The organism is Rhizomicrobium sp. (assembly GCA_037200385.1).
Lineage (GTDB): Bacteria > Pseudomonadota > Alphaproteobacteria > Micropepsales > Micropepsaceae > Rhizomicrobium.
This window is the reverse complement of sequence record JBBCGL010000001.1, coordinates 3401063-3413249: the sequence shown is the minus strand read 5'-3', so window position 1 is coordinate 3413249 and position 12187 is coordinate 3401063. Positions and strand designations below refer to the sequence as shown.

The window sequence follows — 12187 nt, the reverse complement described above, 5'->3', positions numbered from 1 at the left end:
GATATATCGCGCCGGCGCTGCCACTCTCTCGCACGAGCCGCGTTCAACATGAAGGGACGCGGAGAATACGGCATGACCTTCATCGATCATGCGCCGGACCGGCGTCGGTATGGCGTCCTGGCGCTCTTCGCGTTATCGACGCTAGGCGTCGGTGCGGTCGCGGGCATCGTCACGGCGCCCGAAGTGACGGGCTGGTATGCGACGCTGACCAAGCCGAGCTTCAATCCGCCGAACTGGGTGTTCGGGCCGGTCTGGACGCTGCTCTATCTGATGATGGCCGTGGCGGCATGGCGTGTGTGGCGCGTCGCCGGCGGCCGGTCGCGGCCGCTGGCGCTGTTCTATGTCCAGCTTGCATTCAACCTCGCGTGGTCGTTCCTCTTCTTTCGCGCGCATGCGACCGGCGCCGCCCTGATCGAGATCTGCGTGCTGCTGATCCTGCTGTTCTGGACCGCCGCGTCCTTCGCCCGCTACGACCGCATCGCGACATGGCTGATGGTGCCTTATATCGCCTGGGTGAGCTTCGCCGCGATGCTCAATGCCGCGATCTGGGAGCTGAACTGAGCTAGCCTCGCCCCACCGACAGCAGCAGCACCGAGACCGCGGCGGCGAAGAACGCCACATGGACGGCGAGGCTCCGCCGGTCGGTGCGCATCACGCGCGCCTCGGTGATCGTTTCCTTCCTCTGCCACAGCGCCATCGCCACGACTTGCGCCAGGGTCGCGACCACCAGCAGGTAGGCAACGGCGTAGATCTTGTCCATCAGCACCAGCGTGCCGATCTCCGGCAACTCGTCGGAATAGGATTTCTGCAGGAAGACCAGGGTGAGCAGCGAGGTCGCGGTCAGCGCGGTACGGACGTCGACCAGGTCGGGCTTGACCAGGAAGGCCAGCCAGTTGGCGCACAGCACGATCAGCAGCGGCAGGAACAGCTTCCAGAGGAAGAAACTCGCGCGGCGCTCGATCGCGATGGCGAAGCGCAGCCCCGCATGCTGCGTCCCGCCCGCGATCTCCGGCGCGCCGAAATGCGTCGCATAGTCCTGCACCGTCGCTTCGGAGCTCCAGCCCAGCATGCGCCAGCCCGGGACCTGCAGCGCCGCGCCGAAGCCGGAATCCTTCAGGTCGGGGACATAGACGATGCGGTGGCGGGCATTGATCTCGTCCTCGACGGCGATGGTCAGGGTCTGCCGGTCGAAAGGAAAATCGACCAGGCTGAAGGGCTGGAAGAAGCGGCCATGGATCTGCAGGAGCTGGTAGGCGCTGCCGTCGGCCAGGCGGCGCGGCGCCGCGAACAGCTTGTGCTGGACGAAATTCTGCCGCTCGCTGGCATTGGCGAATTCGAGCCCGTCGGTCGGGTCGAGCGGCCCCTTCCAGCGCAGCCAGACATAGGCGACCACGTCATAGGTGCTGGCCGCGATGTTGAGGTCGTCGACCACGGTCGGATAGACGCCGACGGTCACGACCTCCGCGCCGGGCGGCGGGCGGTCCAGCGGCGCGATGGCGGCCTGGGGCGGCATGGCATGCAGCGCCGGCGCAGCGGACGTCGGCGGCCAGGCGGCAAGCGCCAGAACGACCGTCAGCAGACTGAACACCCTTGCCATGACCGGTCGCACACCCCAGATTTCGCCTGTCGTTATGCCGAAAACCTCAAGGATTAGAAGCCCTTTGAAGGCCTTGGAATTTCCGGCTCGCAGGCAACCGATGGCGAATCAGCTTGTTCCGTCTCTTGCCGTACCGGAGCGCCGTCCCTATATAGCCCCTGACACGGTAAGGGCCTTTTTCCAGGCTTTCGCCGTGGTTTTCCAGTTCAGGGGACGGCCCGGAGGGCGCTTCTTAGGAAGGCCAGGAAAACCGTCCGCCACAAAGGAAGGAACACATGGCTAAAGTTATCGGTATCGACCTCGGCACCACGAATTCGTGCGTCGCGGTCATGGAGGGCAGCGCCCCCAAAGTCATCGAGAATGCGGAAGGCGCGCGCACCACGCCCTCCATCGTGGCCTTCGCCCAGGACAGCGAGCGCCTCATCGGCCAGCCCGCCAAGCGGCAGGGCGTGACCAATCCCGAATTCACCTTCTTCGCGATCAAGCGCCTGATCGGCCGCCGGTTCGACGATCCGATGACCCAGAAGGACATCGGCATGGTCCCGTACAAGATCGTGAAGGCCGACAATGGCGACGCCTGGGTCCAGGGCCGCGACGGCAAGAAGTACAGCCCGTCGGAAGTCTCCGGCTTCATCCTGCAGAAGATGAAGGAGACCGCCGAGGCGCATCTGGGCGAGAAGGTCACGCAGGCCGTGATCACCGTCCCCGCCTATTTCAACGACGCCCAGCGCCAGGCGACCAAGGACGCCGGCAAGATCGCGGGCCTCGAAGTCCTGCGCATCATCAACGAGCCGACCGCGGCCGCCTTGGCCTATGGCATGGACAAGAAGGGCGCCGGCCAGACCATCGCGGTCTATGACCTGGGCGGCGGCACGTTCGACGTGTCGGTGCTGGAGATCGGCGACGGCGTGTTCGAGGTGAAGTCGACCAATGGCGACACCTTCCTCGGCGGCGAGGACTTCGACCAGCGGCTGGTCGGCTATCTGGCCGACGAGTTCAAGAAGGAGAACGGGATCGACCTGCGCCAGGATCGTCTCGCCCTGCAGCGCCTGAAGGATGCGGCCGAGAAGGCGAAGATCGAGCTTTCGTCCGCGCAGCAGACCGAAGTGAACCTGCCCTTCATCACGGCGGACGCGAGCGGGCCGAAGCATCTCACCATCAAGATCACGCGCGCCAAGCTGGAAGCGCTGGTCGACGACCTGATCCAGAAGACGGTCGGGCCGGTCAAGGCGGCGCTGAAGGATGCCGGCGTCACCGCGAGCCAGATCGACGAAGTGATCCTGGTCGGCGGCATGACCCGCATGCCCAAGGTCCAGGAAGTCGTGAAGCAGCTGTTCGGCAAGGAGCCGCACAAGGGCGTCAACCCGGATGAGGTGGTCGCCATCGGCGCCGCGATCCAGGGCGGCGTGCTGAAGGGCGAGGTCAAGGACGTCCTGCTGCTCGACGTGACGCCGCTGAGCCTCGGCATCGAGACGCTGGGCGGCGTGTTCACCCGGCTGATCGACCGCAACACCACGATCCCGACCAAGAAGTCGCAGATCTTCTCGACCGCGGAGGACAATCAGACCGCCGTCACGATCCGCGTTTTCCAGGGCGAGCGCGAGATGGCGGCCGACAACAAGATCCTCGGCCAGTTCGACCTGATGGGCATCCCGCCCGCGCCGCGCGGCGTGCCGCAGGTGGAGGTCACCTTCGACATCGACGCCAACGGCATCGTGTCGGTGACGGCCAAGGACAAGGCGACCAACAAGGAGCAGCAGATCCGCATCCAGGCCAGCGGCGGCCTGTCGGACGCCGACATCCAGAAGATGGTCAAGGAAGCCGAAGCCCATGCCGGCGAGGACAAGAAGCGGCGTGAGGCGGTCGAAGCCAAGAACCAGGGCGATGCGCTGGTCCATTCGACCGAGAAGGCCCTGTCCGAGCATGGCGACAAGGTCGGCGCCGAAGAGCGCACCGCGATCGAGAACGCCATCGCGTCGCTGAAGGAAGCGCTGAAGGGCGACGACGCCGAGGACATCAAGGCGAAGACGCAGGCGCTGGCGACGGCTTCGATGAAGCTGGGCGAAGCGATGTACAAGGCGCAGCAGGCCGGTGCCGCCGCGGCGGATGCCGCGGCCGACGGTGCCGGGAACAAGGCCGACGACAATGTCGTGGACGCGGAGTTCTCCGAGGTCGACGACAACAAGAAGGACGACGCGTAAGCGTCTGATACCAACGGGGCCCGGCGTGTCGCAGCGCCGGGCTTCTGTTTTAACGGGGCGAGTGTGCTGGGTCGGGCATGAGCAAGCGTTGCTACTACGAAGTCCTGGGCTGCCAGAAGGGCGCCGCCGTCACGGAGCTCAAGGCCAGCTATCGCAAGCTGGCGATGGAGCTTCACCCCGACCGCAATCCCGGCGACTCCACCGCCGAGGTCAAGTTCAAGGAAATCAACGAGGCTTATGACATCCTGAAGGATGATCAGAAGCGCGCGGCTTATGACCGCTTCGGTCATGCGGCGTTCGAGAACGGCATGGGCGGGCGCGGCCCGAGCGGCTTCGACTTCGCCTCCTCCTTCACCGATGTGTTCGACGACCTGTTCGGCGAGTTCATGGGCGGACGGCGCGGGCGGCGGCAGAATCGCGGCGGCGACCTGCGCTACAATCTTGAGATCTCGCTGGCCGAGGCTTTCACCGGCCGCAATGCCGAGATCAAGGTGCCGAGCGCGGTGGCCTGCGAAGGCTGCGGCGGCACCGGTGCGGAAGCGGGCAGCAAAGCCGAGCAATGCCCGACCTGTTCGGGCATCGGCAAGGTGCGGGCGCAGCAGGGCTTCTTCACCATCGAGCGCACCTGCCCGACCTGCCGCGGCAATGGGCGGGTGATCAAGAATCCCTGCAAGGCCTGCAAGGGCAGCGGCCATGTGCAGAAGGAGCGCACGCTGTCGGTCGACATTCCGCCCGGCGTCGAGGAAGGCACGCGCATCCGCCTCTCAGGCGAGGGCCAGGCGGGGATGAACGGCGGCCCGGCCGGCGACCTCTACATCTTCGTCTCGGTCAGGGCGCATGAGATGTTCCAGCGCGAGGGTCACGACCTCTATTGCCGCGCCCCGGTGTCCTTCGTGACCGCGGCGCTGGGCGGCGCGATCGACGTGCCGACGCTGGACGGCGGGCGCGCCAAGGTGACCCTGCCGGAAGGCGCACAGACCGGCCGCCAGTTCCGCCTGCGCGGCAAGGGCATGCCGGTGCTGCGCGGCGGCGGGATGCACGGCGATCTTTACGTCGAGGTCGCGGTCGAGACCCCGGCAAAGCTGACGAAGAAGCAGAAAGAGCTGCTCAAGGAATTCGAGAAGCTGAGCGACGCCGGGACCCACCCCGAAAGCGAAAGCTGGCTCGCCAAGGCGAAGAGCTTCTTCGCCGGCGAGACGAAGAACTGAAACGGACCTAGTCCTCGTCCTCGGCGAATTCGCCCGACAGTTTCAAGCCTTCGATCCTGGTTTCCCCGTCGAGCTTGACGACACGGCGGGGCTTTGCGCCCGCTTCGGCCTCCAGCGCGTCCGCAAGCACCTGCGAATGGGTGACGATCCAGACCCGCGTCCGCTCCGCCGCGCGCGCGATCATCCGGGCCAGCGGGGTGAGCAGGGCGGGGTGCAGGCTTGCTTCCGGCTCGTTGAGCGCGATCAGCGTGGGCAGGCGGTAACCCATCAGCGCACCCAACAGGCAAAGATATTTCAGCGTCCCGTCGGAGAGCTCGCGCGCCCGGAACGTCCGCTGCGGCATGTCGGCGAACGCCATGCCGAGATCGCACCAGCTTCCGCGGTCGCGGGCAGTGAGCGTCGCGCCCGGAAAGGCGTCGTCTATCGCCCGGCGCAGCTCCACCACATCTTCGCGGACGACGGAGAGCGTGGCGAGAACGGCCGCAAGATCGCTGCCGTCGGCCGAGAGGGTCGGCGTGGTGATCGCGTAGCAAGGCTGGCGCACCGGCGCGGCGGCATCGGTGCGGAAGTCATGGTAGAGCCGCCAATCGAGCAGTTCGCGGCGGACGATCTCCAGTTCGGGATAGCGCGCCGCATCGCGGAACGCGGCGAGGGCGCTTTCCGACGGCAGGACGGCATCCGGCAGGGTTTCGCGCGCGCCGTCGGCGTTGCGCAGCATGACGACGGCATTCTTGCGCTCCATCATCACGACGTCGCGCCGGCCCTGGCGCAGGACGAGACGCTCTTCCTTGATGCGCGGCTCAAGCGCGAACGCGGCTTCGGTGAAGCCCGGCAGGCCGATCTCGATCCCGTACGCGATCGAATCGAAATGCGCGCGCAGGATGAGCCGGACGGGCTTGCCCTTTGTGCGCCGTCCCGCCCAGAGGACGGAGTCGACGCCGCCCTCCTGCGCGATGGCGCGGGTGATCCCGCCTTGGGCCGCAGCCTGCAGAAGGCCCAGCGCGTGGTAAAGATTGGTCTTGCCGACGCCATTGCCGCCGATGAAGACCGACAACTCGCCGATCGTCAGATAAAGACGGCGGACGGAGCGATAGCCCTCGATGGAAACGGCATTGAGCCGCATTGCACGCCTCCCTCGTCGCGGCAAGCGTGCCACGGTCCGGTGACAGCGTATACGTGGGTCGCGCGGCCGTCTTATAGTGCCGCCGGTCCCACTGCCGGAAATCCATGCTTGATGCGTTCCGTTTCATCGGCCGGCTGATCGCCAACCCCCGCAGTACCGGCGCGGTGGCGCCGTCGGGGCGCGCGCTGTCGCGTGCGATGGCGGCGCAGATTCCGGACGGCGCGAGCGGCCCGGTCCTCGAACTTGGGCCGGGCACCGGCGTCGTGACCGCGGCGATGATCGCGCGCGGCATCGCGCCGGAGCGCATCACGGCCATCGAATACGACCGCGACTTCGCGGCGATGGTGCGGGCGCGGTTTCCGCGTGTGCATGTCGTCAACGGCGACGCCTTCGCGATGCATGCGACACTGGGCCGCCAGGCGGACACCACATTCGCCGCGGTGCTTTCCAGCATGCCGCTGGTCAACTTCCCGGCAGCGATGCGCCTGGCGCTTCTGGCCGATGTGCTCGACCGACTCGAACCCGGCGCGCCCTTCGTGCAGTTCTCCTATCGCCTGCAGCCGCCCATCGCGGCGCCACTGGGCGTCACGGTCAGGCGCGCGGCCCTGGTCGCGATGAATCTGCCGCCGGCGCGGGTCTGGGTCTATCGCCGCCGCTAGCGGCACGGAACGCTTCGCCGCGGCAGGCATTGCCAGAGGCATGCCGTCCTCTCCGGAAACCCTTCTTCGCGATCCCCTTCCGCGTTCGCCGCCTTCGGGCGGCTTGCGGGAGAAGCTCGCCTTTCTGCGCGGCCTGCTCGCCAGCCCCAAGGGCGTGTCGGCCATTCTGCCGTCGAGCCCGGCACTTGCCGCGGCACTGGCGGCGCAGATCGATCCGTCGGCGGGGGCGCCCGTTCTCGAGCTCGGTCCCGGCACCGGCGCGGTGACGCAGGCCATCGTCGCGCGCGGCATCGCGCCCGGCCGCATCACGGCCGTGGAATTCGATCCGCGTTTCGCGCAGATGCTGACGGCGCGCTTTCCCGGATTGCGCGTCGTGCGCGGCGACGCCTTCGATCTCACAGCCACGCTGGGCCCGCCCCGGCGGGAGTATGCCGCGGTGATGTCCGGCCTGCCCCTGATCAGCTTTCCCGTCGCGGCCCGCCGGGCGGTGATCGACGATGCGCTTGCCCGCATGCCGCCGGGCGCGCCGTTCATCCAGGTCTCCTATCGCGCCGCGCCCGCCCTGCCGCCGTCGCCGCAGATGACGGTGACGCGCGCCGCTTTCGTCTGGCGCAACGTCCCGCCGGGTTATGTGTGGGTCTATCGGCGGCGGACCGCATGAAAGAAAAAGGGCCGCGACGATATCGCGGCCCTTTCGAATTCGATGCGGGAACGCCTACTCCGCCGCTTCCGCAAGCAGCGGGGCGGCGTCGAGGACGTCGCTTCCGACATGCGCCTCGAATTTCTTGAAGTTCTCGCGGAACATGGTGACCAGCTTGCGCGCCTGCGCGTCATAGCCGGCCTTGTCGGCCCAGGTGTCGCGCGGGTTGAGGATCTTGCTGTCCACCCCCGGCACCGCGACCGGCACCCGGAAGCGGAAATGCGGATCGACCCGCATCTCGGCATTGGCGAGGCTGCCGTCGAGCGCGGCGGCGAGCAGCGCGCGCGTGGCCTTGATCGGCATGCGCGAGCCCGTTCCGAACGCGCCGCCGGTCCAGCCGGTGTTGACCAGCCAGCAATCGGCCTGGTGCAGGCCGATCAGGTCGCGCAGCAGGTTGCCGTATTCGCTCGGATGGCGCGGCATGAAGGGCGCGCCGAAGCAGGTCGAGAAGGTCGGCTGCGGCTCCTTGCCCAGGCCCTTCTCGGTACCCGCGACCTTCGCCGTGAAGCCCGAGAGGAAGTGGTACATCGCCTGGCTCGGGGTGAGCTTGGCGATCGGCGGCAGCACGCCGAAGGCGTCGGCCGTCAGCATGATGACGTTCTTCGGATGGCCGGCGCGGCCTGTCTCGGACGCGTTCGGGATGAAGTCGATCGGATAGGCGGCGCGGGTGTTCTCCGCATAGTGCGCGCTGTCGAGATCGAGGACGCGCGTGTCGGGATCCATCACGACGTTCTCGAGCACGGTGCCGAAGCGTTCGGTCGTCGAGTAGATTTCCGGCTCGGCCTCGCGGCTGAGCTTGATCACCTTGGCGTAGCAGCCGCCTTCGATGTTGAAGACGCCATGCTCGGACCAGCCATGCTCGTCGTCGCCCACCAGCGTGCGGGTTGCGTCGGCCGACAAGGTCGTCTTGCCGGTGCCCGAAAGGCCGAAGAAGATCGCGCTCTTGCCGTCCTTGCCGACATTGGCCGAGCAATGCATCGACATCACGCGCTTGGCCGGCAGCAGGTAGTTCATGATGGTGAAGACGGACTTCTTCATCTCGCCCGCATAGGACGTGCCGCCGATCAGGATCAGCTTCTTGGTGAAGTTGACCGCGATGACCGTCTTGCTGGCGCAGCCATGCTTGGCCGGCGTCGCCTCGAAACTCGGCAGGTCGATGATGGTGAACTCGGGCGTGAAATCCTCCAGCTGCTCCGCGGTCGGGCGGATCAGCAGCTGATGTACGAACAGCGAGTGCCAGGCATATTCGGTGACGATGCGGACGGGCAGGCGGTGGCTGAGATCGGCGCCGCCGAACAGGTCTTTGGCGAACAGCTCGCGGCCTTCGGCGAAGGCCATCATGTCGGCATGGAGCGCATCGAAATGCGCCGGGGACATCGGCTTGTTGTTGTCCCACCAGATCTGGCTCTCGGTGTTGTCGTCGCGGACGACGAACTTGTCGGACGCCGAGCGGCCGGTGTGCTCGCCGGTCAGGACGACCAGCGGGCCGTCCTTCGCCAGATGGCCTTCGCCGCGCGCGATGGCGATTTCGTAGAGCTGGGCGGGGGTGAGATTCCAGTTGACCGCCGTGAGATTGCGAAAGCCTTGATGCTCAAGGCCGTGAGCGCTCGGCCCATTCTTCGACATGTGTGAACCTCAGAAAAAGACCCGTGAGTGGCCTGCGTCGGACGCGGCTCTCTTATGCAAGGGAAAATAGAGGCTGCCATCCCCGCCAGCAACGCCAATGGTCCCATCGGGGCCCTCAAGAAATATTACTGATTTCAGTGACTTAGAAATGACACCGGTGACAATTCCGGGCGTCACTCCGCCGCGTCCCTGGGTATTTGCGACAGTCGGGATGGGCTATGACGCGATCCATGACACTTTCGGACGACGAGATCGACCGTTACGCCCGCCATCTGGTGCTGCGCGAGATCGGCGGGACCGGCCAGGCGAAGCTCAAACAGGCCCGCGTCCTGGTGGTCGGGGCCGGGGGGCTGGGCAGCCCGGTGATCCTCTATCTCGCGGCGGCCGGGGTCGGGACCATCGGAGTGGTGGATTTCGACACGGTGAGCCTGTCGAACCTGCAGCGCCAGATCGCGCATCGCAACCAAGACATCGGGCGCGCCAAGACGGAATCGGCACGCGACGCGGCCCTGGCGATCAATCCACATGTGGCGGTCGTGCGCCACGATGTGCGTCTCGCGGCCGACAATGCGCCGGCGCTGATCGGGGGTTACGACATCGTGGCCGACGGCTCGGACAATTTCGCGACGCGCTTTCTGGTCAACGACGCCTGCTATTTCGCGAAGAAGACGCTGGTCTCCGCCGCGGTGACCGAATTCTCGGGCCAGCTCTCGACCTATAAGGCGCATGAGGCGGGTTGCCCCTGCTATCGCTGCCTGTTCCCCGAAGCGCCGCCGCCGGGCACCGTTCCGTCCTGCTCGGAGAGCGGCGTGCTGGGTGCCGCGGCAGGCGTCATGGGGACGCTGCAGGCCTTGGAGGTGATCAAGGAGATCACCGGCGCGGGCGAAAGCATGGCGGGCCGCCTGCTGGTTTACGAGGCTTTGACCACGCGCTTCCGCACCGTGACCTTCAAGCCCGACCCCGCCTGCCCCCTTTGCGGCCAGGCGCCGGCCATTCGCGCGCTCGCGCAGGCTTAACCGCGATTTAACAGGAAAAACCCCAAAGTCCGCCTTCTGACGTCCGGATGCGGAGCGGCATGGCCCAGTCGATCCATTACGAGATCTTTTCACGCCAGGGCGCCCGCGGCGGCTGGACGATGCTCGACGTGCGCACCGAGCGCGAGAGCGCGCTGGAATTCGCGCAGACCCTGATGGCCGAAGAGAAGGCCACCGGCGTCAAGGTCGTCAAGGAGACCTACAACGAGGACACCGGCGACTACCTCACGCTCAAGATCTTCGAGGCCGGCCATAACCAGGTGAAGACCGCGCCGGCGCAGGAGGACGTGCCGCACGCCCTGCCCTGCTTCAAGCCGGACGACCTGTATTCCTATCACGCGCGCACGACGATGACGCGGCTGATCCCCGAATATCTCGCGCGCAACCGGATCACGATCACCGAGCTCAGCCACCGCGCCGACATGCTGGAGAAGCTCGAGGCCACCGGCACGCTGCTGCAGCATGCGATCCAGAAGATCGCCGTGGCGCAGGCCGCCTCGACCGCCGCGCCGGTCGCGCCCATCATGAAGAGCCTGAACGAGCTCATCGCCAAGGCGTTCGCACGGGTCTATCGCGACGAGCGCAACAAGCTCTTTCCCGATGTGCCGGCGGGCGGCTTCAAGGCGCTGGCCGGCAAGCTGGCGGCGCAGCCCGACGGGCTTTACGTGCTGAACGGCGCGCTCGCGCGGCATCTGCGCGATGCCAAGGGCTGGGACGAGAAGGTGTTCCGCCTGCTGGCGCTGATGCAGGACGCGCCGGCGGAAGGGCCGGGCCGCGCGCTGCTGCTCAGCGCCATCGATTCGCTGCTGGCCGAGGTGCTGACCGGCTCGGCGGCGCTGCACGAATTGATCGGCGCCAGCGAGACTCTCGGGCAGGCGCTGGCCAGCCTGGTGCAGCTGTTCCTCGGCCAGGAAGCGGCGGGCGCGCGCGCCGGGCTTCTGGCCCTGACCCAGCGTTTCGCGGCCGACGACCTTCCCGAAGCGCGTACCGCCATCGCCAACCGCATCCTTGCCGAATTCAAGAGCGCCAAGCGGCTCTGCCCGGCCGCGCTGGACGAGGAGTTCAAGACGCTGCGCCAGATCGCCAACCGCGTGGTGCTGGGGATCGGCCGCTATCTGAGCCACGAAGACCTGATCGCGGCCTTCACGCTGCGCTCCAAGCGGCTGGTCACCCATGAGACGCTGGGCGAATACATGGCGGGCGCGGCGGCGCCGGACGAAAAGCTCGAGCGCCTTCTCTTCGTCGAGGAGAACATCATCGGGGCGGAGAACAAGCGGCAGCTTGCGACCTTCGTGATGCCGCTGCTGACCGCCAGCAGCTTCGAGGCGCATTTCTCCGGCGCCAAGACGCCGGCGATGGCGCGGCTGCAGCGCATCGCGCAGCTCCAGGCACGGGTGCGCCGCTCCGGCTTCCCCGAGAACCGCCGGCAGGAGATGGCCGAGCTGCTCGACAAGCTCGCGAGCGACATCGAGATGCGGGCGAAGATCTTCGAGACCATCGAAGCCAAGCCGGGCAGCCCGGTCGAAAAGGCGACGACCTTCCTGCGCCTGATGACCGGCGGCATGCTGACCGAGGGCCGGCTGTCGCGGCGGGCGCGCGAACGCGTGCTGGACCATCTCGGGCGGCCCGGCTTCCTCACCGGCTACATCGCGCAATCGGCGGCGGACGGCGCCGCGCGCGACGCCGATGCGATGATGGCCGACCTGATGCGGACACTGGGCAAGGCGGGGATCACGACCGAGACGGGTTTGCGCAACATCGCGGCATGAGGCACGGCCATGAACTACATCGTGACGCATGAAGACGGCGACGCCCCGGCGCTCGACCTGGGCGACGGGACGAAGCCCTTCGACCTTGCCGGCGCCATCGCCTTTGCCCGCCAGCTGATCGCGGACGGCAAGGATTTCGTCACCATCGACGACGGCAACGGCAACCGGATCACCGGCGCCGCCCTCGCCGCGGTCTGCGCCGGCGAGAAGACGCTGACGGCGGATCTGCGCGCGGTCTAGCGTCGCGATTCAGCTCGAATTGCCGGACAA

Annotated in this window: 11 protein-coding genes; 8 read left to right on the top strand and 3 right to left on the bottom strand. The window is 66.9% G+C overall.

Annotated elements, in window-relative coordinates; genetic code table 11:
- Positions 1-72: 72 nt before the first annotated feature.
- The gene (locus WDM91_16280; GenBank protein ID MEI9996154.1) at positions 73-561 is read left to right on the top strand and encodes a TspO/MBR family protein; all 489 of its coding nucleotides are present in this window, start codon (positions 73-75) and stop codon (positions 559-561) included.
- A gap of 1 nt (position 562) precedes the next feature.
- Here WDM91_16280 and WDM91_16275 read toward each other — a convergent pair whose 3' ends face one another.
- Positions 563-1597 (bottom strand): hypothetical protein, encoded by a 1035-nt coding sequence (locus WDM91_16275; protein MEI9996153.1) that lies wholly within the window; start codon positions 1595-1597, stop codon positions 563-565.
- 275 nt (positions 1598-1872) lie between these two features.
- Here WDM91_16275 and dnaK point away from each other — a divergent pair, with 275 nt between their 5' ends.
- Together dnaK and dnaJ are read left to right on the top strand one after the other, a co-directional pair.
- On the top strand, positions 1873-3798 hold the full coding sequence (gene dnaK / locus WDM91_16270) for a molecular chaperone DnaK (GenBank protein MEI9996152.1): 1926 nt from the start codon (positions 1873-1875) through the stop codon (positions 3796-3798).
- Positions 3799-3875: 77 nt separating this feature from the next.
- Positions 3876-5006, top strand: a complete 1131-nt coding sequence (gene dnaJ, locus WDM91_16265; protein ID MEI9996151.1) for a molecular chaperone DnaJ — start codon at positions 3876-3878, stop codon at positions 5004-5006.
- Between the two features lie 7 nt (positions 5007-5013).
- Here dnaJ and WDM91_16260 read toward each other — a convergent pair whose 3' ends face one another.
- Positions 5014-6129: an AAA family ATPase gene (locus WDM91_16260; GenBank protein ID MEI9996150.1), complete on the bottom strand. Its 1116-nt coding sequence runs from the start codon at positions 6127-6129 to the stop codon at positions 5014-5016.
- Between the two features lie 104 nt (positions 6130-6233).
- On the opposite strand from WDM91_16260, the gene WDM91_16255 reads away from it, so the two are divergent.
- Both WDM91_16255 and WDM91_16250 read left to right on the top strand, forming a co-directional pair.
- The gene (locus WDM91_16255; protein MEI9996149.1) at positions 6234-6788 is read left to right on the top strand and encodes a methyltransferase domain-containing protein; all 555 of its coding nucleotides are present in this window, start codon (positions 6234-6236) and stop codon (positions 6786-6788) included.
- Between the two features lie 40 nt (positions 6789-6828).
- Positions 6829-7449 carry a methyltransferase domain-containing protein gene (locus WDM91_16250; protein MEI9996148.1) on the top strand — a complete coding sequence of 207 codons (621 nt, stop codon included), beginning with the start codon at positions 6829-6831 and terminating at the stop codon, positions 7447-7449.
- Positions 7450-7503: 54 nt separating this feature from the next.
- Here WDM91_16250 and WDM91_16245 read toward each other — a convergent pair whose 3' ends face one another.
- A complete protein-coding gene (locus WDM91_16245; protein MEI9996147.1) occupies positions 7504-9114 on the bottom strand; it encodes a phosphoenolpyruvate carboxykinase in 1611 nt (536 codons plus the stop codon).
- Between the two features lie 230 nt (positions 9115-9344).
- On the opposite strand from WDM91_16245, the gene moeB reads away from it, so the two are divergent.
- The 3 genes from moeB to WDM91_16230 are packed head-to-tail and all read left to right on the top strand — an operon-like array spanning position 9345 to position 12157.
- Positions 9345-10130 (top strand): molybdopterin-synthase adenylyltransferase MoeB, encoded by a 786-nt coding sequence (gene moeB, locus WDM91_16240; protein MEI9996146.1) that lies wholly within the window; start codon positions 9345-9347, stop codon positions 10128-10130.
- 59 nt (positions 10131-10189) lie between these two features.
- Entirely contained in the window at positions 10190-11917 is a 1728-nt protein-coding gene (locus WDM91_16235; protein ID MEI9996145.1) for a hypothetical protein, read from the top strand.
- Positions 11918-11926: 9 nt separating this feature from the next.
- The gene (locus WDM91_16230) at positions 11927-12157 is read left to right on the top strand and encodes a hypothetical protein (GenBank protein ID MEI9996144.1); all 231 of its coding nucleotides are present in this window, start codon (positions 11927-11929) and stop codon (positions 12155-12157) included.
- Positions 12158-12187 lie beyond the last annotated feature (30 nt).